23 protein-coding genes and 2 pseudogenes are annotated in these 24,997 nt (G+C 61.0%); 17 read left to right on the top strand and 8 right to left on the bottom strand.

What is annotated here, in order from left to right; translation table 11 throughout:
- Positions 1–360: 360 nt before the first annotated feature.
- Positions 361–1,008 carry a hypothetical protein gene (locus I7X09_RS23235; RefSeq protein WP_200313896.1) on the top strand — a complete coding sequence of 216 codons (648 nt, stop codon included), beginning with the start codon at positions 361–363 and terminating at the stop codon, positions 1,006–1,008.
- 51 nt (positions 1,009–1,059) lie between these two features.
- Here the strand turns inward: I7X09_RS23235 and I7X09_RS23230 are convergent, their stop codons facing one another.
- From I7X09_RS23230 to I7X09_RS23220, 3 genes are read right to left on the bottom strand one after another with little or no spacing between them, the layout of a single operon-like run.
- Positions 1,060–2,742 carry an ABC-F family ATP-binding cassette domain-containing protein gene (locus tag I7X09_RS23230; RefSeq protein ID WP_200313894.1) on the bottom strand — a complete coding sequence of 561 codons (1,683 nt, stop codon included), beginning with the start codon at positions 2,740–2,742 and terminating at the stop codon, positions 1,060–1,062.
- A gap of 15 nt (positions 2,743–2,757) precedes the next feature.
- Positions 2,758–4,542, bottom strand: a complete 1,785-nt coding sequence (kstD, locus tag I7X09_RS23225) for a 3-oxosteroid 1-dehydrogenase (RefSeq protein ID WP_200313892.1) — start codon at positions 4,540–4,542, stop codon at positions 2,758–2,760.
- The gene (locus I7X09_RS23220; protein ID WP_234036687.1) at positions 4,542–5,162 is read right to left on the bottom strand and encodes a TetR/AcrR family transcriptional regulator; all 621 of its coding nucleotides are present in this window, start codon (positions 5,160–5,162) and stop codon (positions 4,542–4,544) included. Before I7X09_RS23220 ends, kstD begins: the two co-directional genes overlap by 1 nt.
- 158 nt (positions 5,163–5,320) lie before the next feature.
- Here I7X09_RS23220 and I7X09_RS29520 point away from each other — a divergent pair, with 158 nt between their 5' ends.
- From I7X09_RS29520 to I7X09_RS23205, 3 genes and pseudogenes are all read left to right on the top strand, one after another.
- The gene (locus I7X09_RS29520) at positions 5,321–5,824 is read left to right on the top strand and encodes a nuclear transport factor 2 family protein (protein WP_234036686.1); all 504 of its coding nucleotides are present in this window, start codon (positions 5,321–5,323) and stop codon (positions 5,822–5,824) included.
- On the top strand, positions 5,821–6,876 hold the full coding sequence (locus I7X09_RS23210) for a serine/threonine protein phosphatase (protein WP_200313890.1): 1,056 nt from the start codon (positions 5,821–5,823) through the stop codon (positions 6,874–6,876). Before I7X09_RS29520 ends, I7X09_RS23210 begins: the two co-directional genes overlap by 4 nt.
- A gap of 81 nt (positions 6,877–6,957) precedes the next feature.
- Positions 6,958–7,086: pseudogene (locus tag I7X09_RS23205) on the top strand (ATP-binding cassette domain-containing protein); the annotation flags it as partial.
- A gap of 2 nt (positions 7,087–7,088) precedes the next feature.
- On the opposite strand, the pseudogene I7X09_RS23200 reads toward I7X09_RS23205, so the two are convergent.
- A pseudogene (locus I7X09_RS23200) lies at positions 7,089–8,123 on the bottom strand (DUF222 domain-containing protein); the annotation flags it as partial.
- Positions 8,124–8,205: 82 nt separating this feature from the next.
- On the opposite strand from I7X09_RS23200, the gene I7X09_RS23195 reads away from it, so the two are divergent.
- From I7X09_RS23195 to I7X09_RS23170, 6 genes are all read left to right on the top strand, one after another.
- Entirely contained in the window at positions 8,206–8,757 is a 552-nt protein-coding gene (locus tag I7X09_RS23195; protein ID WP_200313888.1) for a GNAT family N-acetyltransferase, read from the top strand.
- A 31-nt stretch (positions 8,758–8,788) separates the two neighbouring features.
- Positions 8,789–9,787: an AraC family transcriptional regulator gene (locus I7X09_RS23190; protein WP_200313886.1), complete on the top strand. Its 999-nt coding sequence runs from the start codon at positions 8,789–8,791 to the stop codon at positions 9,785–9,787.
- Positions 9,788–9,921: 134 nt separating this feature from the next.
- On the top strand, positions 9,922–10,332 hold the full coding sequence (locus I7X09_RS23185) for a VOC family protein (protein ID WP_200313884.1): 411 nt from the start codon (positions 9,922–9,924) through the stop codon (positions 10,330–10,332).
- 180 nt (positions 10,333–10,512) lie between these two features.
- Positions 10,513–11,652, top strand: coding sequence for a serine hydrolase domain-containing protein (locus tag I7X09_RS23180; protein WP_234036971.1), 1,140 nt, complete (start codon positions 10,513–10,515; stop codon positions 11,650–11,652).
- Positions 11,653–11,755: 103 nt separating this feature from the next.
- The gene (locus I7X09_RS23175; protein ID WP_166810754.1) at positions 11,756–12,604 is read left to right on the top strand and encodes a mycofactocin-coupled SDR family oxidoreductase; all 849 of its coding nucleotides are present in this window, start codon (positions 11,756–11,758) and stop codon (positions 12,602–12,604) included.
- A complete protein-coding gene (locus I7X09_RS23170) occupies positions 12,601–14,061 on the top strand; it encodes an MFS transporter (RefSeq protein WP_200313882.1) in 1,461 nt (486 codons plus the stop codon). Before I7X09_RS23175 ends, I7X09_RS23170 begins: the two co-directional genes overlap by 4 nt.
- Before the next feature lie 30 nt (positions 14,062–14,091).
- On the opposite strand, the gene I7X09_RS23165 is transcribed toward I7X09_RS23170, so the two are convergent.
- The gene (locus I7X09_RS23165; protein WP_200313880.1) at positions 14,092–15,585 is read right to left on the bottom strand and encodes a glycoside hydrolase family 71 protein; all 1,494 of its coding nucleotides are present in this window, start codon (positions 15,583–15,585) and stop codon (positions 14,092–14,094) included.
- Between the two features lie 328 nt (positions 15,586–15,913).
- Between I7X09_RS23165 and I7X09_RS23160 the strand changes: the two genes are divergently transcribed.
- The 3 genes from I7X09_RS23160 to I7X09_RS23150 are packed head-to-tail and all read left to right on the top strand — an operon-like array spanning position 15,914 to position 18,309.
- Positions 15,914–16,870: an ATP-binding cassette domain-containing protein gene (locus tag I7X09_RS23160; RefSeq protein WP_095970915.1), complete on the top strand. Its 957-nt coding sequence runs from the start codon at positions 15,914–15,916 to the stop codon at positions 16,868–16,870.
- The gene (locus I7X09_RS23155) at positions 16,867–17,667 is read left to right on the top strand and encodes an ABC transporter permease (protein ID WP_003945537.1); all 801 of its coding nucleotides are present in this window, start codon (positions 16,867–16,869) and stop codon (positions 17,665–17,667) included. Before I7X09_RS23160 ends, I7X09_RS23155 begins: the two co-directional genes overlap by 4 nt.
- Positions 17,668–17,697: 30 nt before the next feature.
- Complete coding sequence (locus I7X09_RS23150; protein ID WP_124568899.1) at positions 17,698–18,309, top strand: TetR/AcrR family transcriptional regulator; 612 nt, start codon at positions 17,698–17,700, stop codon at positions 18,307–18,309.
- A gap of 11 nt (positions 18,310–18,320) precedes the next feature.
- Here the strand turns inward: I7X09_RS23150 and I7X09_RS23145 are convergent, their stop codons facing one another.
- Positions 18,321–19,115, bottom strand: coding sequence for a putative protein N(5)-glutamine methyltransferase (locus I7X09_RS23145; protein ID WP_200313878.1), 795 nt, complete (start codon positions 19,113–19,115; stop codon positions 18,321–18,323).
- Positions 19,116–19,330: 215 nt separating this feature from the next.
- On the opposite strand from I7X09_RS23145, the gene I7X09_RS23140 reads away from it, so the two are divergent.
- Entirely contained in the window at positions 19,331–20,491 is a 1,161-nt protein-coding gene (locus I7X09_RS23140; protein ID WP_095970918.1) for a lipase family protein, read from the top strand.
- A 10-nt stretch (positions 20,492–20,501) separates the two neighbouring features.
- Here I7X09_RS23140 and I7X09_RS23135 read toward each other — a convergent pair whose 3' ends face one another.
- Positions 20,502–21,068, bottom strand: coding sequence for a TetR/AcrR family transcriptional regulator (locus tag I7X09_RS23135; protein WP_200313876.1), 567 nt, complete (start codon positions 21,066–21,068; stop codon positions 20,502–20,504).
- 95 nt (positions 21,069–21,163) lie between these two features.
- Between I7X09_RS23135 and zapE the strand changes: the two genes are divergently transcribed.
- Positions 21,164–22,135 (top strand): cell division protein ZapE, encoded by a 972-nt coding sequence (zapE, locus tag I7X09_RS23130; protein ID WP_200313875.1) that lies wholly within the window; start codon positions 21,164–21,166, stop codon positions 22,133–22,135.
- Here zapE and I7X09_RS23125 read toward each other — a convergent pair.
- Entirely contained in the window at positions 22,122–22,871 is a 750-nt protein-coding gene (locus tag I7X09_RS23125; RefSeq protein WP_200313873.1) for a helix-turn-helix domain-containing protein, read from the bottom strand. The two genes, zapE and I7X09_RS23125, sit on opposite strands and share 14 nt — an antisense overlap.
- Here I7X09_RS23125 and I7X09_RS23120 point away from each other — a divergent pair.
- The gene (locus I7X09_RS23120) at positions 22,846–23,691 is read left to right on the top strand and encodes an ABC transporter ATP-binding protein (protein WP_200313872.1); all 846 of its coding nucleotides are present in this window, start codon (positions 22,846–22,848) and stop codon (positions 23,689–23,691) included. The genes I7X09_RS23125 and I7X09_RS23120 overlap by 26 nt on opposite strands.
- A complete protein-coding gene (locus I7X09_RS23115) occupies positions 23,688–24,995 on the top strand; it encodes an FtsX-like permease family protein (RefSeq protein WP_095970921.1) in 1,308 nt (435 codons plus the stop codon). The genes I7X09_RS23120 and I7X09_RS23115 overlap by 4 nt, the downstream gene beginning before the upstream one ends.
- The last annotated feature ends 2 nt before the right edge of the window (positions 24,996–24,997 follow it).

Raw genomic sequence — 24,997 nt, 5'->3', positions numbered from 1 at the left:
CCTGCCCCGCGAAGGTTTCGGGAGTACCGGACCCGCGGGGCAGAAGCACGCAGTTGCGGGTCGGTGTTTGCCCGGTAGTTTCGGGCTGTCAACGACCGTAGGCGATGGTCACGGATTGGTCACGGGGCATTTTTCCGGTACCCATGTACCAGATTCTTTCGTAACTCGAGCAATAGCCACAGGTCAACCGATTGATTCGAGGTTCAACCATACCAATCGTTATCCGTCCGTTATGTGGCAACCGTCACTGCGATTTTGTGACCCACCGCACCGAAAAAGGCCGTGTCGGACCACGAAGGAGCCCCCTTCGGATGTTAAGAGATTCCTGGCAACGGGCAAAAACCAACCGCCCCAATCGTTATGGAGAATCAACTGGTGATCATCGCAGTGGAAGGACCCAGCGCCGCCGGTAAGACCACTTGGTGCCGAGCCCAGATGACGAATGAATCGGTCGTCGAGGAATTCGTGGCCGAATATCAGCCCACCGGGTTCGAACCGGATGGAACCAACCTCGAAGTGCAGGCAAGTTACTGGGCAACGGTCAATTCGAACCGATGGTCGCAAGCGGAAGAACTCGAAGTGAGATCCGGCATCGCGATCTGCGACAGCGACCCGTTGAAACTGCACTACAGCTGGTGCCTCGCCGCAGTGGGTGCGGCACCAGCGGAGCGATTCGAGCGCGAGCTTTCGGCAGTGGAAAGCGCTTTTGAACAGCTGAAACTGGGTTTCGCAGACCTGACCGTCATTTCGATGCCGTCACCGGAACAACTTCGGCTGCAACGCGAAAGAGACCACAGCCGCCGACGACGGCACTTCGAGCTTCATGCAGCGCTCGCTGGGCCACTCACCCACTGGTACGCGGCGATCGACCGAGTAGATCCAGGTCGCGTTCTGTGGCACTTCCCGACACAGCTCGATCTTTCGCAGTGTCCACCGCCTCGATCGGATCGCAGCGATCTGAGTCTCCTTGACGCAGTGATCAACGAGTTGCCGCCTCTTCCCAAATAGCCGGCAGATGCGCACTCGGTCAGCGAGACACAGCGTCACCGAGACACAGCGTCAGCGTGCTCGTTCGACCCTGGCCTCGTCCCACACCGGCGACTCGCTCTCGTACACGTTCCCGTCCGATCCGAAGACGAGGAACCTGTCGAACCCGCGCGCGAACCAACGATCGTGGGTGACCGAGATGACGGTCCCGGCAAATTGTGCGATGCCCTGCTCGAGCGCGTCCGCCGAATGGAGGTCGAGGTTGTCGGTCGGCTCGTCGAGCAACAACATCGTCGCGCCGGAGAGTTCGAGGAGCAGAATCTGCAGTCGCGCCTGCTGTCCGCCGGACAGGTCGTCGTACTTCTGCTCGGCTGCTCGAGACAGTCCGTAACGATCAAGAGCCCGGCTCGCCGCTTCACGTCCCATTCCGTTTCGGTGTTCGTCGCCCATGTGCAGGATCTCGAGCAGCGTATTTCCGGTCAGATCAGGCCTGGAGTGGGTCTGCGCAAACAATCCGGGACGTACCCGGGCACCGAGCGTCGCGGTACCACCGTGCTCGACCGGCGCGATGTCGAGCGCCTCGACGGGTAGATGCTCCGTCCCCGGGTCGGTCCCACCACCCGCCAACAGACGGAGGAAATGCGACTTTCCGGAACCGTTGGAGCCCAGCACGGCAACGCGGTCGCCGTACCAGATCTCGGTGTCGAACGGCTTCATCAGCCCCGTCAGCTCGAGATCCTGACATACCAAGGCCCGCTTGGCGGTTCGCCCACCCTCCAGCCGTACTGTCACCTTCTGCTGGAGGGGGATCGCCTCGGGCGGTCCGGCCTCCTCGAACTTCGCCAACCGGGTTTGCGAAGCGTGATACCGCGCCGCGACGCCGTCGTTGAACTTGGCCTTCTCACGCAATCGCAGAACAAGAGCACGAAGTTTCGCATGCTCTTCGTCCCAGCGTCGACGTAGTTCTTCGAAGCGAGCGTTGCGGTCTTCGCGGGCCTGGTGGTAGCTGGCCAGCCCAGCGCCGTGGGTCCACGACGTCGCGCCGCTGATTCCGGGTTCGAGCGTCACGATGTGGGTAGCTGCATTGGCGATCAGTTCGCGGTCGTGGCTGACGAACAAGACAACTTTCGACGATTCCGAGATGGTTTTCTCGAGCCACCGCTTACCCGGAACGTCGAGGTAGTTGTCCGGCTCGTCCAGCAGAAGTGCGTCGTCGGGCCCAGCGAACAGTGCTTCGAGGACCAACCGCTTCTGCTCGCCCCCGCTCAGCGAGTTGGCCGCTCGCCACTTCGCACGGTCGTACGGGACACCGAGCGCCGAGGTGGTGACCTTGTCCCAGAAGTCTTCCGTCTCGTAGCCTCCGACGTCAGCCCAATCGGCCAGTGCGTGTGAGTATTTCATCTGAGTTGATTCTTCGTCGCGCTCGATCATCGCGTTTTCGGCTGTATCGAGCGCCAGCGCTGCGTCGCGGATCGGTGCCGGAGACACGGACAACAGCAGATCTCGCACGGTGGACTCGTCGCGAACCTGGCCGACGAATTGCCGCATCACGCCCAGTGTGCCGGATCGAGTGACTGCGCCCTCGTCGGCGACGGCGTCTCCGGCGATAATGCGAAGCAACGTCGTCTTACCAGTGCCGTTGGGGCCGATCAGTGCAGTTTTTGCACCGTTTCCGACCCGGAAGCTGACACCGCTGAGCAGTTGTCGACCATCAGGGAGGAAGTAGTCGACGTCGGCGATGTTGAGGTGGGTCACGCTCTCAAGAGAACCCTACCCACGGCGTTCTGCCAAACCATTATTGCGGTCCACGGCCTCTTGGCCTCTACCCTCGGCCTGTTGGCCTCTGCCCTCGGGCAAGCCCCCGGCCGCATCGAGCGCCGCCAGATAGCCGAAAACCATTGCGGGACCGATAGTTGCACCTGGAGCGGCATAGGTATGACCCATCACCGGCGAGCTGGTGTTACCTGCTGCGTAGAGCCCGTCGATGACCGAACCGTCCGCGCGCAACGCCCGCGCGCAAGCGTCCGTATCGATGCCGCCCTTGGTCCCGAGGTCTCCCGGCACCATTTTCGCGGCATAGAACGGACCCTTGGTAAGTTCTCCGAGGCTGGGGTTGGGCTTGTTGGTGCAGTCGCCGTAGTAATGGTCGTATCTGCTTGTCCCACGGCCGAAGTCGCGATCGACGCCTTCGCGGGCATAACTGTTGAATCGTGTGATCGTCGCTGACAACGCGTCACCTGGCACGCCGATCTCGGCAGCGAGTTCGGCAATCGATCCAGCTCGTACGATCGCGCCCGATTCGATCCAGGACCGAGGAATCGGCCTGCGCGCCGGAACTCCCGCGAACAGGTAACGGTCACGGTACGTCTGATCGAAGATCAGCCAAGCCGGGATGTTCTCAGCGGGTCCTTCACCTCGGCCGTACTTTCCGCCGAACATCGCGTGCGCCGCTTCGACATAGGGAAGCGACTCGTTCATGAAGCGATTGCCGCCGGCGTTGACCATCAGACTGCGCGGCAACGAGCGTTCCGCCAAGGCGAACCACGGTCCCTTGGGCAGCGGGATCGACGGAGCCCACCACGCGTCGTCCATGTACGAAATTGCCGCGCCGACCCGCAGTGCCGCCCGTATCCCGTCCCCGGTATTGGTCGGTGCCCCGAGGGTCCACTGTGCACTGCTCGGCCGACGCTGGTACTCGCCTCGCATGTCGTCGTTGTTGTCGAACCCACCGCACGCGAGAATGACGCCGCATCGAGTGTGCAGTGTTGTCTGCACTCCCCCGGACTCGAGTCGCACGCCCACGACACGATCACTGTCGGTAATCAAATCCACAAGCTTCGTTCCGAGCTTCACCGGCACTCCAGCTCCCCGAACTCCGAGCATCAGTTCCGCCATGAGCGCTGGGCCGAGCCCGATCAACTTCTTCTTCCTGGCCTTCGCGGCCAGCGAGCGCATACCCACCCGCAGCATTCGCACCGGCCCGCGCCAATGCCGAATCCCCGTGCTCAGCCAACGGTAATCAGATTGTTGGACAACCATGTTGAGCGGAACCTTCATGTACGGCGGATGAAGTGTCGCAAGATCGTCGCCCAGTGCTCGCGCGTCGAACGGGCGCGGCTCGCACGAGCGGCCGCTTGCAAGTCCGCCGGGTGCCTCGGGAAAGTAGTCGGAGTAACCCTTCACCCATTCGAGCTCGAGTGCAGAGTGCCGAATCAGGAAATCGAGGGCTTCCGGGCCTCGATCGATATACGTGTCGATACGGTCGGTGTCTGCATCCTCTCCGACAATGCTCTTCAGATATGTTCGCGCAGAGTCAATATCATCCGCCGGCGCCTCGCGGCGAAGTATCGAGTTTCCTGGAATCCACACTCCACCCCCGGACCGGGACGACGAACCGCCCCAGTATTCGGACTTCTCCACGAGAATCGTCGAGAGTCCGTTTCGGGCGGCGGTGATTGCCGCGGACATACCGGCAGCCCCCGAACCGACAACAACCACATCCACCGCGGGCAGATCCGCTACCGGTGGCACGGTGTCCTGAGGGTTCTCGGTCATCACTGGTCACTACCTTTCGTGTCGTCTACGTCCTGCGTGCGCCACCGGGATCCCCGGACCGCGTCGAGCGCCCCCTCGACGCACACGGGAAGTGATGCGCCGCGCTTTTGGGGGTTGCGTATCCATTGGCGATAACCGAACTCCGCCGCCGCCAACATCAGATGAACGAGAAGTCCGGGGCGGCTGTCATTTTCCGGATCGAGGTGCATCCGGTGCGCCACCAACTCGACCAACCGATCACGATGCTCGGGCGCGATGAGCGCGACTCGATCCATCAAATGCGGCGCGGTACGAAACGCTGCCCGCCACTGATCGATCTCCGAGGACTCGAATGCATTGGAGCGTTCGAGGATCGCCCGCGAGATCGCAAGATCAGCCGACTCGGATGCCGGGCGATCCTCGAGCAACGTCACGATTCCGGCGCCGCCCTGCCTGACCGGATCCAACAGCAGATCCTCCTTGTTGCGAACGTGCCGGAAGTACGTACTTGCCGACACTCCCGCCGCCGCCGCAATCTGCTCGGTGGTCACGTCCTCGAATCCGTCACGCGCGAACAGATCGAATGCCGCACGTTGAATGTCTGCTCGCACCTGCAACCGCTGTCTCTCTCGTAGTGACATCAGCAACGTCCTTTCACCTCGGCCGAAATCCGACCTTCCTCGATAGTGCGAGTCTCACCTATTGTGACAGTCACTGTCAATATCCAATTCTCTGTCAGGTATCAGCAGACCTCGGCGTTTCGTTGACAGGGCATTCGGTGCCACGACAAGCTTCGAAGATGAAAAGTTGGTTCGCGGCAGGCCTCGCAACGGCGATCGTCTCGCGGTCGCTGCTCCACAAAGCCTTGATCTTCAAGTTCGGGCGCGACGTCCGGGCGCTCAACTCCGGGAACTACCGCCCATTGTTGGGGTCCTATCACCGCGACGCAGTTCTGAGATTCGCAGATGGCGATCATCGGTGGGCCGGGGAGCACGCCGGGCGGGACCGAATCGAGAACTTTCTCCAGGAATTTGTCGCTGCCGGACTTCAAGGCGAAGTCACCGAAGCGTATTTCGGCGGTCCACCATGGCGGATGACTCTGCTCGCCCGTTTCGACGACCGAGCCCTTGGCCCCGACGGCTCCGTCATCTACCACAATCGAACAGTGCTTCTCGTTCGAACCAAGTGGGGCAAGATCATCGAGCAGGAGGACTACTACGAGGACACCGCCAGAATCGGTGACTTCGACAGGCGACTCCGCGAGATCGAAGCCGGACGATCCTGTGGCACAGTCGTGGAGTGACACACGTCAGGATTGACCGCCACCGAAAACTGTCGACATTCCTGTCTTCCCAGAGCGATGTCAAACTGGCCCGACTGACCGACACCGCTCGAGTCTCGAGCGTCGGCGTGGGCGGCGCCGCAGGAGTGGTCAATATCTGTGACCACAGGCTCAACGGCGTTCCGATATTCACCAAACGCATCCCACTCAGCAATCGGGAACTCGCCGACGTCGGCTGCACCTCCAATCATTTCGACTTGCCGATGTTCTGCCAGTACGGCATTGGCGGCCCAAGCTTCAACGCTTGGCGAGAGCTGGCCGCGAACATCATGGTCACCGAGGCCGTCCTGGCCGGCGAAACACAGTCGTTCCCAATGCTTTACCACTGGCGAGTGCTGCCCGGCCGATCGCCGGTTGCGCCTGAACACGCCGACATCGATTCCGTTCACACCGCCCGCGCCAGTAGTGAAGTGCGGGTCCGCCTCGAAGCGCTCGCCGCTGCACCGTGCAGCCTCGTACTGTTCTGCGAGTACATCGCACACCCGATCTCGGATTGGTTGCAAGACAACCCGGCCGCCAAAGCTGCCGACCTCGAGCGACAGTTTTCGGAGATCGCGGCGTTCTTGCGAGATCGACAGCTGCTGCACATGGACGGACATTTCGGCAACATGCGCACCGATTTGGAGCGGATCTATCTCACCGACTTCGGACTGGCCACATCCCCACACTTCGACCTGTCGACTGTCGAGCACGACTTCGCCCGGCGCCATGCCACTCATGACGCCGACTATGCCGCCATGCTTCTGGTCAACTGGTTGGTGACCGAGGTCTGCGGCGTACCGAGACCGAAACACGGCGGACCAGTCACCCGCAACCAGTACGTACGACGATGCGCCACAGGTCATATCCCAGGTGATGTGGCACCGGAGGTGGCCGCGATCTTGACCCGGCACGCGCCCGCCGCTGCGAGGATGAACGACTTCTACTGGCGATTGTTCGACGGCGACTTCGATGCGCCCTACCCTCATGCCGCGGCAGTTCCGACTTCCGGTCGAGGACAGGGTTTTCCCTGAACTGCCGTCTCCGCATCTCAGGGTTCATGTCATCCTCCGGACGGATGTGCTGGTCAGTGCCGGTAGGGCACAGTTCTCCTCATGATTGAACTGAGGGGATTGACCAAGGTTTACGGACCGACGAAAGCGGTGGACGATTTGTCGTTCACGGTCAAGCCGGGCATCGTGACGGGCTTTCTGGGCCCGAACGGTGCGGGTAAGTCGACGACGACTTTGTCTCTCGCGATCAATGCCACTCTCTGTTCGGCGGTGACCAACCGTTTCCCGGGTTTCACATCCAACGGCGCCCCGTGATCATCGAGCAAGACGGTCGAGAGGAAGCAGTCGCACCCCAGAAGCCTGGTCTGCGATACCGAGAGTGGTCCCAGCCAGGGCATGTGCCCCACATCGAGATCCGACACAGACCCACCATCACCAGTTGGTGTTGCGGCGCAGTCCCGGTGCTCGGCCAGATCCCGGGCATTGATGTGAACGTTCACGTGCGGCCGCTGCCCACCATCCATACCGGTCTTGGCGCAATCCAGATAGCGGCGGATCAGTTCGGTGAACCCGTCCGCGGTCCGCTTCGCCGCCGACCGGGCATCCGGGGTTCCATCGGGTGCCGGGGTTGGCATCGTCAGATTCGACAACGCCGACAGCAGCATTTCGCCGGTGAGGGCGTCGAAATCCCCACGCACCACCACCCGACCATTCAACGTCGAGGCGATCCTCAACTCGTTGCGGTCGACGTCTTCGGCGGGTGGAATTTCATCGGATTCGAAAACGCGCTCCAACGTCGCGATCACATATCGGACCTTCGTCGTCGTTGCTTCCACACCGGAAGCGGCAGCCAACAACAAATCGATACAGCGAGGCAACGCTTCGTCCGGCATCCCCTTCGGCGGCGACTCACAAAACGAGACAATCAAAACGGCATGATCGAACGAACAATCCCCGCAATCGAACCGAGCTGCCACCGCGGGAAACGGCCGCAGCGCCGCACCCAACGCGGCGATCTTCTTCCCGTCCCGCACCTGCAACATCGTGTTCGCCGCCAACCACGCACCCACCCCGCGGCTGGCGATCACCTGATCATCCGGACGCAACGACAGCTCGTCGACCACCGCCACCCGAACAGCTTCCAGACGCAGAATCTCCGCACTCGCCTCGATTGCAGCAGCACGCAACTCAGCAGCCGACAACCGCCACAGACGTCCGCGTAACCCCACCGCAGAGCCAGACACCACATCCGATGACAGAACACTCATTGAATCCCCCGATCCCCACCCCAACAATACTCGAACACCAGTTCGAGTCAATATGCTTTCGCGGCTAATTTACGATCGCTGGATGTTCACGTTGACTACCGAACGCCTCGTCCTTCGAGATTTCACACTCGGGGATGAAGATGCCGTCCATCAGTACGCCTCCGACCCCGTCGTCTGTAGATATGTGGATTGGGGTCCGAACACTCTGGCAGTGACCAGGGCATTCCTGGCCGACGCGACATTGGAAGCCGCGGGGGTCGAGCGTCGATCATTCACCCTGGCGATCACGTCGAAGGTCGACGGAACGGTCATCGGTTCGGTAGCTGTGTGGGAAGTATCCGCCGCGCACCGGCGGGCGGAACTCGGTTTTGTCGTGAACCCGAAGTTCCAGGGGCAGGGTTATGCGTCCGAAGCGGGGAGCGCGGTTCTGGAACTCGCGTTTGCTCGACTCGGAGCGCAACGCGTGCAGGCAACGTGTCGTCCGGAGAACTCGGCGTCGGCATCGGTACTCACCAAAATCGGAATGGTGGAGGAGGGGCGGATGAGGGCGCACATGGTTATCCGGGGAACTGTGGCGGATTCGTTGCTTTTCGCCGCTGTTCAGCCAGAGATCGCCTCAGCTGACTTTGCGTGACCTTCCCGGACCCTGGTGCGATACTCGAATCATGTTCGAGGATGCCTTGCTCATCGACGCGGCCGGCCGGCCCACCATGCAGCATCACCAGGCCTTTTCTCGGGACTGGGACCGCATCAAGGAGTGGTCCGACAACATCTACATGCCCTACACGGTGACGCCGATCGGAAGTCGGTTGAAGCCGGCTTCGGACATGTACTCCGCGGCGGTCGGCAAGATCGACGTCACCAGATTCTGTTACGGAATTCCGGTCTCCGTCGGTGAATGTTCGCCTGAAGCCGGAAACATTCTGGTCCTGACGACGATCAGAGGCAACGGTCGACATGCTCTTGGCCGGGGCGCTGCGGCGAATACCGGAGTGGGGGAGACCTTTGTCGCAGACTGCAGTCGGACCGACTATTTCGTCGAATTCGACGAGGACCATCTGCAGCTGAATCTCACTGTGCCGCATCAGCTTGTCGCCGATCATGCCCTGCAGTGGTACGGGACAGTTCCCGACGACCGTCTATGGCGGCACAAGTGCACCATCGGCGGGCGTGGCTCGAGTTGGCTTGCATTGATGGACTACGTTGTTCGAGCGATTGCAGAGTCGCCCGACGCGATGTCGGGTGAAAGGCTCGGTGCCAGGGTTCAAGAACTCATTACGGCTCAGCTTCTCGACGAGTGGGCAACACAGGCCGGGTTGCAGCTCGGCGTCGACGCTTCTGCCGAACCGGCCTACGTGCGATCGGCAGAGGAGTACATCGATACCTTTGCTCGCTCGGTGCCGACGGCATCGGAGATCGCGGCTGCGGTGGGTGTCAGTGTCCGGGCGCTCACTGCGGGATTTCGACGGTACCGAGACACCACGCCGGGGCAACGATTGCGCGCGCGCCGGCTGGAGGGGGTACGCAGCGAACTGTTGCGTTCCGATGGGAAAACCGTCTCGGAAATCGCCAACGCCTGGGGCTACGTCAATCTGGGCATGTTTGCGGCCGCCTACCGGAAACGGTTCGGAGAGTTGCCTTCCGAGACTCGTAACCCACTCTGAGGGCAGTTGTTTGAACGGTCATGACGATCGGTTTACGCACTGGATGAACTGCCGCGATCCGTTGTTTCGTGTCGGAGCAGTCTGCAAGGATTGAAATCGAACGTGACAGCTATCCAACGAGCTAGGAGTACGTCATGGCAACTCGACTTAATCCGTACATCAGCTTCAACGGCAATGCCCGAGAAGCGTTGGAGTTCTACAAGGGCATTTTCGGTGGCACGCTGGCGCTGAGCACGTTCGGTGAATTCGGCAATCCCGGCGAAGGCGGGGACAAGATCATGCACGGAATGCTCGAAACCGATCAGGGATACACCCTGATGGGTGCCGACACTCCGCCCGGCATGCCGTACAACGCCGGCGACAACATCACAGTCAGCCTCAGTGGCGACGACGGCGATGTGCTGCGCGGGTACTGGGAGCAGTTGTCGGGAACGGGTACGGTCAGCGTTCCGCTCGAGAAGCAGATGTGGGGAGACGAATTCGGCTCCTGTACAGACAAATTCGGCATTTCCTGGTTGGTGAATATCGGAGCGCCCCAGAGCTGATTCCAGGCTCTGCCCGGTTCTGCCGAAACGAGACAGTTTTCCTGCCGTTTCGAGGCAGAACCGGGTGTGTGATCGCCGTTACATTCTGTTCGACAAGACAAGTTGCAAGTCGGATGGAGAAATGCAGTGACGATCGAAGATATTGCGCGGAAGCCCCTTTCGAAGCAGCGCCTCGACGACGTGCTGGCGCGAGCAACCCAGGGAGCTGATCGCGTCCCGGGTGTGGTTGCGATGATCACGGATCGAGAAGGCAACATCTACGAGGGTGCTGCGGGTGAGCGGACACTAGGTTACGGCGTTCCGATGACCCTCGATACAACCTTTGCGCTCTTCTCCACAACCAAGGCGATCACCGGTACCGCTGTCCTGCAATGTGTGGAGGAGGGGTTGCTCGATCTCGATGCACCTGCAGCGACCTATGTTCCGGACATCGGTGAGCTGAAGGTCCTGGACGGTTTCGACGCCTGCGGAAACCCCGTTCTTCGGGAACCCAAGCGCGACATCACCACTCGCATGCTGCTCCTGCACACTGCAGGGTTCGGCTACGACTTCTTCAACGAGTCGTACAATCGGCTCTCGCAGGAACATGGGCAGCCCAGCGTGATCACGTGCAGCAAAGCGGCGCTCACGACACCGCTGCTCTTCGACCCGGGTGAGAAGTGGGAGTACGGCACCAACATCGACTGGGCCGGACAGGTTGTCGAGTCGATTCGAGGTCAGCGACTCGGCGATGTCATGCGCGAGCGCATCTTCGAACCGCTCGAGATGACGGATACGGCGTTCACGATGAGCCCGTCGATGAAGGATCGACTTGCACCGATCCATCAGCGCGAGAGCGACGGAAGCCTCACTCCGCTCATTGGATTCGAGCTTCCGGCCGAACCCGAGGTGCACATGGGTGGTCACGGTTTGCACGGCACTGTCGGCGACTACATGAAGTTCATTCGTATGTGGCTGAACGACGGCGTGGGCACTTCGGGTCGCGTGTTGTCGTCGGAGACGGTAGTTGCAGCCGTTCAGAACGGGCTCGAAGGCCAGCACGTGGGGTTGTTGCCCGGAGTTCTCCCGACACTGTCCAACGATGCGGAATTCTTCCCCGGTGTACCCAAGGGATGGGCATACTCCTTCATGACAAATGAAGAGGTGGCACCCACCGGTAGGCCGGCCGGATCGCTGGCTTGGGCGGGTCTGGCCAACCTCTATTACTGGATCGACCGGCAGACCGGCGTCGGAGGGTTCTGGGCAACGCAGATTCTGCCGTTCGCGGACGCTGGATCCATCAACGGATACCTGGAGTTCGAGACCGCCGTTTACCAGTGATCGGCTAGATTCCCGCTGTCCGGGATCGACTGTTTCTTTCGGGCGGGTTCGGAGTACGCATGCAGTACAGCGCACGCTGGCATACGACGAACTAGGAGACGGCATGAACAGCCTCGAAGGCAGCTTCGAAGGAAAAGTTGCACTGATCACCGGCGCCGCACGCGGTCAGGGGCGCGCCCACGCTATCGCCTTCGCGGAGCGTGGCGCGGACATCGTGATCTGCGATCGGTGCGAGAACAGTGATGTCGTCGCCTACCCCCTCGCAACCGAGGAGGACCTGAAGGAAACCGTTCGTTTGGTGGAAGCCACGGGCCGCCGGTGTATTGCAGTCAAGGCCGACACGGCTGATCGCCAAGCAATGGACGCGCTCGTTGCCCGCGCGGAATCCGAATTCGGCCGCGTCGACATTGCAGTCGCGAATGCCGGTGTCTCCGTGCCCGCTCCGATCACGTCGATGACGTCGGCACAGTGGAACGAAGTCATTTCGTCGAACCTGACCGGTGTGTTCAATACCGTTGCGGCCGTGTCAGGTGGAATGGCGGAACGTGGCTACGGTCGCATCATCACGATCTCCTCGATGATGGGTCGATCCGGTGGCACCCAGATGGCGGCGTACGGCGCCTCCAAATGGGGCGTCATCGGTTTGACGAAGAGCGTCTCACTCGAACTGGCCAACTCGGGTGTGACCGTGAATGCTATTGCACCGGGAAATATCTCGACGCCGATGATTCACAACGACATGATGTACGCAATGATGCGGCCTGACCTCGAATCGCCGACGGCAGACGACGTCGAACCTGTGTACGCGACTCTGCATGCGCAGCCGATCGGTTGGCTGGATCCCTTCGAGATCACGCGAGTAGTCCTGTTCCTCGCCGCCGACGCGAGTGCCCACATGAGTGGCATCGTGGTTCCTGTCGACGCCGGAGTAGCCGCTCGCTCGAACGCTTGACGGACAAGACTGTTCGCGCGAAAGCGCGGACCGGGTGGGTCGTCGGCGTCCTGAGTCTGAGCGGTGTGGTGGTCGCGCTGCAACAGACCCTGGTGGTGCCGGTCCTGCCTGCGTTCGCGACGGCATCGGGAGTTTCGTCGGCCACCGCCTCCTGGCTGGTGACCTCGACGTTGCTGACCGGTGCCGTCGCGACCCCTCTCATCGGCCGGCTTGCCGACATGTTCGGCAAGCGGGCGATGATGCTCGTCTGCCTTGCGGTGATGATCGTCGGCTGCATGGTTGCGGCGCTCAGTCAGAGTTTCTGGCTCCTGATCCTCGGACGTTCGTTGCAGGGCTTCGCGACGGCACTTCTGCCCGTCGGAATCAGCATCATGCGCGATGTCTTTCCTCCGGAAAAGCTCAGTGGTGCAGTCGCGCTCATGAGTGCGACCCTGGGTATCGGCGGCATGTTCGGCATGCCGATGGCCGGGGTGATCTCGGCGCACTGGGGACTACCCGCGCTCTTCTGGGTCACTGGTGGATTCGGGGTTGTACTGATAGTCGTCTTGCCGCTGGTGGTGCCGGAATCGGCTGTGAAGAGTCGCGGACGCTTCGACTTTCTGGGAGCCACAGTCCTCACACTCGCCATGACGGCATTGTTGCTGGCTGTCTCGAAGGGAACCGAATGGGGATGGGCAAGCCCCGAGGTTCTGGTTCTGATCGCGTCCGGTGTGGTCTTGCTCTGTGGATGGATTCCGTGGGAACTGCACACGCCGGCACCGTTGGTCGACCTGCGGACTTCCCTTCGTGCTCCGATTCTGGTCTCGAATGTCTGCGCCGTATTACTCGGTTTTGCCATGTTCATCAGCGCGTTGGCGGCAACACAGGAACTTCAGTTGCCCCTGGCGTCGGCGGCCGGTCTCGGACTCTCGGCCGCCGAAGCCGGACTCGCGATGATGCCGGGGGGCATCCTGATGATCGGGTTGGCACCGGTGTCGTCGAAAGTGACGAGACGATGGGGAGCGAAGGCTACGTTGGCGTCGGGTGCGATCGTCATTGCAATCGGCTACGTCTTGCGTGTGCTGTTGGCGCCGACGTTGGTCAATATCGTGATCGGCGCTGCCGTGGTATCGGCCGGTGTGGCATTTTCCCTGGCCGCCATGCCGACCCTGATCACCGAATCTGCACCGATCCATCAGACTGCCTCGGCCAACGGATTCAACAGCCTGCTCCGTTCGGTCGGTACCTCCACCGGAAGCGCCGTTGCGGCAGCGGTATTGGCCAGTTCGGCGGTGGTGATCGGTGCGAGCACTGTGCCGACTCTCCATTCGTTCGCGGTCTTGTACTGGATCGGAGCGGGCGTATCGGCGCTGGCCGCCGCGGTGACGTTGGCGGTGAGGGTGGAGCGGACGGGGGCGGTATCGCTGCCCGAGTTACCAATTGCAGCTGAAACCGACGGCGCAACGAAGATCGGGTGAGTCGACGGACTTACCCGATCTTCGTCACCGTTATCTCCGACTGGAATCGACCAGGTACTCGAGATTCTGGTTGTACGGTGTGGCTGTTACCGCAGCGTGTGAACTCACCCGAGACACCTCGGTCGAGCCGCGAACGACTGTGGCTTTGATAGCACCTACCTTTAACGGTGCGATGCAGGTGCCCATCCCGGCCGGAGCATTGCAGGTGGTTGTTGTGGTTCCGACCGTCACTTTGACGACGGCAGGAGCCGTCAAGAAGGTGAGAACCTCAACGGTATCTCGAGCAGGAGATGACCATTGGCGCAGCGACATCGGGGGTGTCGACGGGTTGGCAGGAACTGCAGATACTTTTTGCGTTCGGTAGCTCAAGTAAGCAGTATCGCGAACGATCGTCGGCATCACCCCTGACCGGAACCAGTACAGACCGTAGGCGCTGATGTCGAGTAGGGCGCGTCCGTGCCCCGCGCTGGGGGCAAAGGATGTTCCCTCGCTGTAGTCGTTCCACGTTGTCAGTTGGACCCATTCACTGCCTGAATCGAGCGCGATCTGCCAGGTATTGCGCAGATTCTGGGTGTTTTCCGCTTCGTCGTAGATGGCCTGGTTAGGTCTGACGTCTTGGAAGGAGACCGATTGCATCCAGATCTTTCCCAATGCATGGGCAGCGGCGGCCAAATCCAGCGGAGAATTAGGGCTGTTGACCACAGGGTTCCCTGCTGGATTCCGGTTCCCCCAACTTGACATGCCATAGCTGATAGAAGCAAATGCGTTCCTGTTTGCCGCTGCGTCTAGGAATACTGGAACTAAAGCCACATTTATCCCATATGACTGACTCATCAGGGTGATGAACTGCGACCACCATGTTGGACTTTTCGCCTCGGCAAGAAATGGGGAAATGACAAGTCGTCCGTCTCCAAGTTTGAATACCGACGGTTTTGTCGCATATGGCGCAATTTCTGCCGCAAGTTCTGCTGGGGTCATGCTATTGAAAGAAGCGCTCATATCGGGCATAAGCATTACTTTGAAATTTGGATCCACTGTTGCGGCGGCTTGCATGAGCGCGCCGGGAATGATTGAACCCCACCAACTGGCGTCTGCTGCCTTGGCCATGATGTCGACAGAGAACCCGTCGAGCCCAGCGGCGACTGCCTGTCGAACTTCAGTTTCGAGATCTCTCTGACGCCACTGGGGATCTGCGATCGGAGGGCGTGGAGCAGGCCGGTCGCGTATGAATCCCGCTGAATTGACGTGTGCATTGTTCTCTCCGTGCACTGTCATGTACTGAGTTGTGTAGAAGTCGTTGTTCGGGGTGGCGTTGTCTATCGATACCGGGTATGGCGGAAAATAATGTCCGAATACCTTCCGTCCGTTCAGCGTTGCCCGGTCCGGAATGTCAAAGGGGAGAGCAGCAGATTCCGGATTGGCAGATAGAGCAGCGGGAGCAAACGTAAGTGATTCTGTGCGCCCTTGCACCTGAAAGGAATAGGCAAATGTGAGAGATAGCGCGATAGCCGTCGTGAGCGACATGAGACGGACTGTTTTCGGTAGATTTGCGTACCGTCGCATAGAGATGAAACGCATGGGAGTTATCCTCCAGGTCAGATTCTTCGCCTGTAGAGACATTTGTCTGGATTGCATTCTGAGGCACGAACTTTGCGACGCTAACATGAATTGAAATCCGGGGCATTTCGTCCACTCGAATACGCGAGCGAGCCCAATCGTGAGGGTTCTCGATGGTTGGGTCCTGTCGGCGGCCCGTTTGCAGGACTGTTGCGTGAAAAATCCTGGAATGTGTCGGCCTCCTGGGTCACACTGGGGAACGGACTACCGACGGACAACCGACGCGGGAGGGCTCATGGCCGAAGCGATAGTGGCCGAGGGGTTGGTCAAGAAGTACGGCGACGTCACGGCATTGGACGGTATCGACCTGGAAGTGCGCGAGGGTTCGGTGATGGCACTGTTGGGTCCCAACGGTGCCGGAAAAACCACCGCGGTAAGGATATTCACGACGCTGCTCATTCCGGACGGTGGTCGCGCCGAGGTTGCCGGGCTGGACGTGGTCGAGGATGCGCGGGCGTTGCGGTCGAAGATAGGTGCTTCTGGCCAATATGCCGCGGTCGACGAGTACCTGACGGGCTACGAGAATCTGGACATGGTTGGGAGGCTGTATCACCTCGGCGCCCGAAGCAGTAAGGCCCGAGCGCGTGAATTGCTCGAGCAGTTCGATCTTGTCGAGGCCGGAGATCGGCCGGTCAAGGGCTATTCCGGTGGAATGCGGCGACGTCTCGATCTCGCGGGCGCATTGGTTGCTCGGCCGCAGGTGTTGTTTCTGGACGAGCCGACCACCGGCCTCGATCCTCGGGCGCGACTCGGTCTCTGGGATGTCATCGAAGGGTTGGTGGCGCAGGGGACAACACTGTTGCTCACGACGCAATACATGGAAGAAGCAGAGAGGCTGGCCGACCAGATCGCGGTCATCGACCGCGGCTCGGTCATCGCGCGCGGTACCGCAGATCAGTTGAAGGCGCGGGTCGGGGGTGAGCGCATCGAACTGAGCGTGCACGAGGTCGAACATCTCGACATCGTGCGAGAGGAATTGCGCTCGCTTGCCGTGGGGGACATTCAGGTTCAAGAGAATGTCCGTCGCGTCACTGTTCCTGTCGACGACGGCACCGATGCCTTGGTTGCGGCGCTCAATCTTCTGTCGGCACGCGGCATCCGGGTGTTCGACGTCGGACTTCGCAGACCCACCCTCGACGATGTCTTCCTCACACTGACCGGGCACCAGGCTGAACTGGAGGATCAGAAATGACCGTGCAGATGGCGCTCGAAGACGGTTTGACCATCGCCAGGCGAAACTTGATCAAGATCAAGCGCGTTCCTGATCTGCTGGTGTTCACCACGTTGTCGCCGATCATGTTCGTGCTCTTGTTCGCCTACGTGTTCGGCAGCGCGATCTCTGTCCCGGGCACGTCGTATCGAGAATTCCTGATTGCCGGAATCTTCACGCAGACAGTCATATTCGGTGCAACCTGGACTGGTCTGGGGATGGTCGAAGACATCCAGAAAGGAATCATCGACAGATTTCGATCGTTGCCCATGGCTCCGTCTGCCGTGCTCACCGGCCGAACGTCGAGTGACGTGTTGATCAACGTCATCAGCTTGGTGGTCATGTCGTTGACCGGTCTTCTGGTGGGGTGGCGCATTCATTCCAGCTTCCTCGAGGCGGTGGCAGGCTATGCGCTGCTGCTGTTCTTCGCGTACGCGCTGTCATGGGTCATGGCTGTTGTGGGGCTGTGGATCCGGACGCCGGAGGTCTTCAACAACGCGAGCTTCATCGTCATCTTTCCGCTGTCGTTCATCGCGAACACTTTTGTGGAGACCACCAACCTTCCCGGGCCGCTCAAGGTGATCGCCGAATGGAATCCGGTGTCGGCGGTGACGCAGGCGGTCCGTGAATTGTTCGGCAATACCAATCCTGCGATGACAGTTCCGGATGCGTGGCCACTTCAGAACCCGGTCATCGCGTCGTTGTTGTGGACTTTCGGTTTGCTGATCGTCTTCGTGCCGTTCGCTATTCGTCGGTATCAGAAGGCAGTCAGCCGCTGACCTGGTGGTTCCGGCCGGTAGGGTGGGTATGTGCCGGAGCCCGAACGCATCGACAAACGCAGCCTGAGATATGCCGGGCGACGTGAGGAGTTGCTCGACGCGCTGACCCGCTACGTTATCGACAACGGTGTCGGGGAACTGACGGTGAGGCAGCTCGCCAAGGCCGTGGGTGTGTCGCATGCGTCGTTGCTCAACCATTTCGAGAGTAAGGAGAATCTGCTCTCCGAGGTCATCGAGAACATGCGTGGTGAGTCCATTCCGATTGCGGTCCCGATGAAACCGGGGGTCGATCCGGCGACAGTGTTGACCGCGTGGTGGACCGAACGTACGACGCCGGAGGTCCTGCCGCGGTTCCGAGTGATGGTCGAGATCTACGCCCTCGCGCTCGGCGATCGTGAACGCTACGGACGGTTCCTGGATCGATTCGTGGGCGATTGGATCGAGGCACTGGAAGCCGGTCTACGGCAAGCGGGCTGCCCCGAGGACGATGTTGCCTCTGTCGCTACTCTGTTGCTCTCGCAAATGCGGGGTCTGTCGATGGATCTTCTGGCCACGGGGGATCGGGCCCGCGTCGATCGTGCGTTCGGGCTTTTTGTCGACGGCTTTGCCGCCCGCGCTCGGGAGTGGTCCACGCCTTCATGATCCGATCGCCTTCAACACTGACCGATCACCACAGTTGACGCGGTCTCACTGTAGGTTGCTACCCGCGTGAGAAACCCTCCCCGAGTGAAGGTTTCGACGGTCATCTCGACCTGCTCCGTGCTTGTCTCGACGAGCAGATGACCGCCCGGTCGTAGCCACGGCACAGCATCGGCGATGATGCGACGCTGTAGGTCCAGGCCGTCGGCGCCGCCGTCCAACGAGACGCGCGGTTCGTGAAGTCGCGCTTCGGGCGGCATCAGCCGGATCGAGTCTGTGGGGACGTAGGGCGCATTGGCGACGACGACGTCGACACGACCTCGTAATGCCGTCGGCAGTGGGCCGTACAGATCGCCTTCGAGAACACGCTCGGGCGGTGTGATGTTCTGACGAGCGCAGCGAACGGCGGCCGGTTCGATGTCCACCGCGTAGAGATCGACAGCATCGATCATCGCCTGCACGAAGGCCCCGACAGCTCCTGAACCACAACACATGTCGATGACGACGCTTCCCGCACCGACGAGTGCGCAGGCCTGGCGGGCGAGGAGTTCGGTGCGTCGGCGGGGGACGAATACTCCAGGGTCGATGTGGATGCGTAGTCCGCAGAATTCTGCCCAGCCGATGACAGGCTCGAGTGGTTCGCCGGCAACTCGTCGATCGATCATCGCGTCGAGTTCGTCGCGAGAGCGTGCAGTGTGGAGAAGTAGGCGAGCTTCGTCTTCGGCGAACACACAGCCTGCCGCTCGGAGGATCGCGGCCACCGAATTCTGCTGGGACGGGGGGAACGTCGGGAGATCAGGCGCTGACATGAGAGAGCCCTTCGGCCTCCTGAACTCGCGGGGGACCTGCATGTATAGAACACCGCCACCTTACCGGAGCAGTCGCGTGACAACGGGAAATGTGGAGCGGGAATTTAGGTTGACCAATTGGTAAGGCTGTTCTAAGGTCTGAACTCGATCGGCTGGCTGATGTGGGGCTGATCGCCACATACGGCACTGTCAACGCAATCGGTAGGAGAAGGCACGTGAGCAAGCGGCTGTGTAGAACGCTCGTCGGATTGGGTGCGAGCGCGTTGGTGGCGTTGACCGTCACCGCACCGGCCGCGGCGGAATCGAAGAATGCCCCCGGCGCCGTGGTGGGCCAGGAGTCGCTCGGTGCGGATCGGGTCATCCCGGGTGCTGTGAGCGCAACGAAGGTGACGTACTGGTCCACGGGCCCGAAGGATGCACCGATGACGAGTAGCGGTGTGGTGTATCGCCCCGAGGGGGCTCCGCCCGAGGGTGGTTGGCCGGTCATCTCCTACGCGCACGGAACGGTGGGTGTCGCGGATCAGTGTGCGCCGAGCAATAGCGTTCCGCTCGAGCGGAACGCGACGCATCTCGGTCACTGGCTGGAGCAGGGATACGCGGTGGTGGCCACCGACTACGTGGGACTCGGAACACCCGGTGTTCACCCGTATCTCGACGGTCGTTCCGCTGCGCACAGCGTTGTGGACATGGTGCGTGCTGCTCGTGCGGTCGACGGTGACTTGTCGAGCGAATGGGTTGCGATGGGGCAGTCGCAGGGCGGGCAGGCGACTATGTTCACCGCTTCGCTTGCCACTGATTACGCGCCGGAGTTGGACTACCGCGGCGCAGTCGCCACTGGTGTCCCCTCGAACATCGAGAATCTCCTACCGCTCGGCGGTCCGGCCTTCCCGGCGCTTCCGCTCAAGGGTACGACGGTCTACATCGCGAACGTTCTTGACGGACTGCGTGCTTCGTGGCCGGACATCGACATCGACTCGTATCTGACCCCGCTCGGCAAGACCATCCTCGACGATGTCGAGAACAACATGTGCTACACCGAGGCGCGCGCGAAGTACGGAACCGTCACGCTCGGGCAGGTGCTGACGAAGTCGCTGGACAATCCGGTATTCATGGAGGCTGCACGTGAACTGCTCACCGTGCCGACCTCGGGATACGACCGCCCGTTCTTCATCGGTCAGGGACTCTCGGATATCGATGTTCCGGCACCGCTGACACTGAAGTTCGCGGCTGACCTCGCTGCAAACGGTGTGGACTTTGCATTCCATACCTATCCCACTGATCATCTGGGAACCGTTCCGGCTTCGGTTCCAGACAGCACTCCCTTTGTTGCGGCACTGTTTTCCGGTCAACGACCATGCACCGGAAGCCTCTGCTGAACAACGTCTTTCAGTTGGCGTGAACTCCGTGCAGGTAGATGTCGATCGGGATCCTGAGCTGCCGAACGGTTTCGGTGGGGCGAGGATCTCGGCTGCGTGATCCGAGGCAGTAATCGAAGATCAAGCCCTCCAGAAGGCTCAGGAAATTGGCGGCAGCGACGTCGGGATCGTCGACGCCGATGGTTTCGAAGATGGGTATTGCCTTCTCCAGCGAAAACAGACTTCCTTCGAGGAGTTGGTGCAATGTCGAATCTCGGGGAGTCTCCAGGAGCAGTGCATATCGCGCGATCAATTCGTTTCGGCGTTGCGAGAGAAGATCGTCGAGATACTCGGCCGTCAGGGTGGCAGGGTCTCCGTGGCTTTCGAGTAGTCCACTGAAAGTGGAACGCGATCGTTGCACGATGTGCAGTGCGGTCGCTTCGAGAAGTGCCTCGCGAGTGCGGAAATAGTAGGACGTCGAACCGGCGGGAAGTTCCAGGGACTGATCGACCGCCCGATGGGTGAGTGCACGCGGGCCCTGCTCGGCGATGATCGTGACGGCGGATGCCGCGATGAGAGCTCTGCGGTCGGGCTTCATGTCGTTCCTTGCTGCTGATGGTGCGTCGTGAGGGTCACATTGACTCGATTTGCTTTCGATCGCTAGCCTCGACTCTACAGACGTAGAGGAGTCTAATGCTACTGGACGAAGAGCAGTTGGCGGCACGTGAAGCTCTCGATGCCCTGCGGGTCCGGATATCCGGCGGTGAGACCGGGGGCGGGATCTATCTCTGGGGAAGCGTCGGCCGCGGGAAGACGATGCTCATGGACGAGTTCTACGACAGCATCCCAGTCGGCAAGCGGCGCATTCACTTTCATCGGTTCTTTGCAGACCTGCACGCACGGGCGCACGAACTCGGGTCGATGGGTTCGGCGTTGGACCACGTCGCAGACGGAATCCGTGTGCTCTGCTTCGACGAGTTCCACATCGACGACGTTGCCGACGCAATGTTCATGGCAAGGGTTCTCGACACAATCGTCGCGAAAGGTGTGACTGTTGTTGTCACGTCCAATGTCCCGCCGGCCGAGCTTCTTCCGAATCCGCTTTTTCACGAGCAGTTCGTTCCGTCGATCGAGTTGATCGAGTTGACTCTCGAGGTGATCGAGTTGGGTGGCTCTATCGACTACCGGACCGCAGGACAACCAAGTGCCGGGGACTACCGTTTTGCGACAGGAGAATTCCTCGTCGACTCGGAAATCGTGAGGCCGTCGGGTGAGGGTGTCGAATTGACGATCGGTACACGCACATTGGCGTGCTCGGCGATTCGAGATGGTGTCGTGTGGTTCGATTTCGCGGTGCTGTGCGGCGGTTCGACCTCGGCCGCCGACTACCTCGAGCTTGCCTCTCGCTTCGACGACTGGGTGATCTTCGGGGTCCCAGTTCTCGAAGAAGCATCGGAATTTGCAGTCCGCCGCTTCGGTAACGTCGTCGATGTTCTGTACGACGTCGATGCGCGACTGACGGTGTATGCCGACGCTTGCGTCGGAGAAGTAGCAGGCAGCCTCCGGGACATGCCCGGGTTGGCGCGCCTCTACAGTCGTCTGTCGCTACTGGCGAGGACGGAGACGGACAGCGTTGGTTCAGGGAGCAGCATCAATTCCAGGTGAGATCGCCGGTCGCAGCGCTGGGCGTGAGCCCGAACATGCTGTGGCAGATGCGGTTGAGATGGGCGCTGTCGGTGAAACCGGCCTCGTGGGCACTGGTTGTCAGACTTGCGCCACTGCTCATAACTTCCATGGCGCGCCGCAGCCGCAACCAACGGATGTACGTCGAAAAGCTCATCTGCAGTTGATCGTTGAAGATTCTTCCCAAGCGTCCGGACGAGATGGAGACCCGCGCGGCGGTGTCCGCCAGCGTGATCGGCCCCGAAAGGCGCTCGGGCAGTATCGTCAGAGCATGTTCGAGGGCCGGGTGAAGATCACGTAGGTTCGACGGCTGTTTGCCTTCGGACAGTGAATCGACGAGCCTCGCTGCGTATTCCAGATCAGAATCATCGCCACGGTCGGTCATCGCCACGGCCGTCCGTCCACGATTCGACCATTCGGCCACACCGCCGAGGTCGGATTCAGGCGGCTGGATGCGTCGGCCCATCCCGATGGTGGAATCGACATAGATCGCCCGTCCTCGCGCGCCTTCCGAGGCGGACAACGAGTGCACCGCCCCTGACGGAATGACCACGGATCGCACGACTTCCCTGTGGCCGTTCCCGTCAGTGACCGTGACCACCCCGTCGTCGACGATCATGATCTGAACAGCGGCATGCGCATGCGTGTGTGCCGATCCGACGGCTCCGGCGAAAATGAGAATGCCGGGCTGCATGTGGACGGCGCCGGACCAGGTCATGCCGGAAATCATAGTGACGACCCTGACAGACCTCGGGGTCCGGTCATCCTCCGGTAGGACCGTGGGCAGTTCGAAGATCGTGCGCTGGGCCGATGTGTCGGCGAGGGGTCCGCGAGAGGCTGTACTCATGAACAACGCACAATCACCCGCAGTCTTGTCGGTCCACTCGCTGGGCAAGTCGTACGGCAATGTTCCGGTGCTCCGTGGTGTGTCGCTGGAAGTCCGTGCGGGCACTGCCACGGCGATCATGGGACCGTCAGGATCGGGTAAGTCGACGCTGCTGCACTGCATGTCAGGAATCGTGAAACCTGACTCAGGCGCAATCATGTTGGGCGGTAGACATATCGAAAACCTCGGTGAGAACGATCGAAGTCGACTGCGGCGTGAGTCCTACGGGTTCGTCTTCCAGTCGGGTCAGCTGTTGCCGGAGCTTCCGGCGATCGAGAACGTCGCTTTGCCTTTGGTGCTCAACGGTTTGTCCATCGCGGAAGCGAAGAGGACGGCGCACGGTTTCTTCGCACCTTTGGGTCTGGAGGGATTGCAGGACCGGCGCCCAGGTCAGATGTCGGGAGGACAATCCCAACGTGTCGCGATCGCCCGAGCGTTGGTGACCAAACCTGCAGTTCTGTTCGCGGACGAGCCGACCGGTGCCCTCGACGCACAGACAAGCTGGGAAGTGATGAGAGTGTTGCGTGATTCTGCGCAACAGATCGGTTCGGCATTGGTCGTCGTCACTCACGACGCCGAGGTCGCTCGCTGGTGTGATCGTACGATGACGATGCAGGCCGGTTCGCTCGTCGGGACACAGGTGGCGGCATGAAGGCCACAGCGCGTGTCGCCTTGATGACGGTGCGAGGCGAGGGACGAAAGGCGTTGAGTACCTTCGCGCTCCCCGTATCGGCCTTTGCCGCGTCGACCACCTTGCTGCTCACGGTTCTCGGTGGTTACGGTGCCTTTGCCGGCAGAACGAGTGAACCCGAGTCGGAGGCCTATCTTGCGCTCGCGGGGGTTGCGTCGGTGCTGATGATCGTCCCGGCGATCACTCTCGGTCTGGCGGCGGCCCGCTTGGGCGCCCGTCGCCGAGACGAACGTCTGGCCGCGCTGCGACTCATCGGATCCACACCTCGTCAGATTGTTGCGCTGTGCGCTGCGGAATCGGGTGTCCAGGGCTTGGCCGGTGCGTTGATCGGCGCGCTGGGGTACTTCCTCGCGTTGCCGCTCGTGGCGCTCTTGCGATTTCAAGGTCGCACCTTCGAGTGGGGTGAGCTGTGGGTCGGCGCAGTTCCTCTGGTGGGCATCGTATTCGGAATGACCGTACTGGCGGCTTTGACGTCGATGCTCGGTATGCGTCAGGTGTTCGTGAGTCCGTTGGGAGTCACGGCGGGCAATCCGAGTGCCGCGCCGAAGATGATCTTCGCTGTCGCGGGCGTCGGGGTTCTGTTGGGATGGAGTGCATTCGGTGGTGCCGCGGCGAGCATCGCGGCAATTCTGGTGGGACTTGGTCTCTGCTTCGGCGTTGTTGCGCTGGTCGGTCCGTTCGTCATCTCGTTGCTCGGACGGATCATGCTCCGATTCGCGAGGGACGGTGCTTCGTTGATCGCGGCACGTCGGGTCCTGGACAACCCGAAGGCCGTGTGGCGCACGGTCAGCGGTGTGACGATGGCAAGTTTTGTTGCCGCCGGCACGTCGTTGCTCGCAGCGATCGGCAACGGAGAGGGTCAGGAACTGCAACCGGGACAGGAATTCTTGTTCGCCGACATGAGAACCGGTGTGTTGTTCACACTCGGAGCAACGTTCACGTTGGCAGCTGTCTCGTCTGCACTCACCCAGGTATCCGGGATCCTCGACAACCGCGAGCTCTATCGGAGTCTGACTCTGGCCGGCACACCTGTCGAGGTGATGGACAGTGCCCGCATGCGTCACGTTCGCACTCCCGTGATCGTAATGGCGCTGGCCGGCGCCGGCGCCGCACTGCTGTTCCTCTTCCCGCTGGCAGGGGCAGTCGTACTGACCACTCCGATGGCACTCGTTCAGTTGGGCCTCACCCTGGCAGTGGGGATTGCGTTGGTGTTGGCCAGTGCGTTCGCAGCCAAGCCCGTCATGCGACGGGTACTCGCGGGCTGAAT

The sequence above is a fragment of the Rhodococcus sp. P-2 genome (genome assembly GCF_016598535.1).
Classification (GTDB): domain Bacteria; phylum Actinomycetota; class Actinomycetes; order Mycobacteriales; family Mycobacteriaceae; genus Rhodococcus_F; species Rhodococcus_F baikonurensis.
The sequence above is the reverse complement of the archived record's forward strand: the minus strand, read 5'-3'. Positions and strand labels throughout refer to the sequence as shown.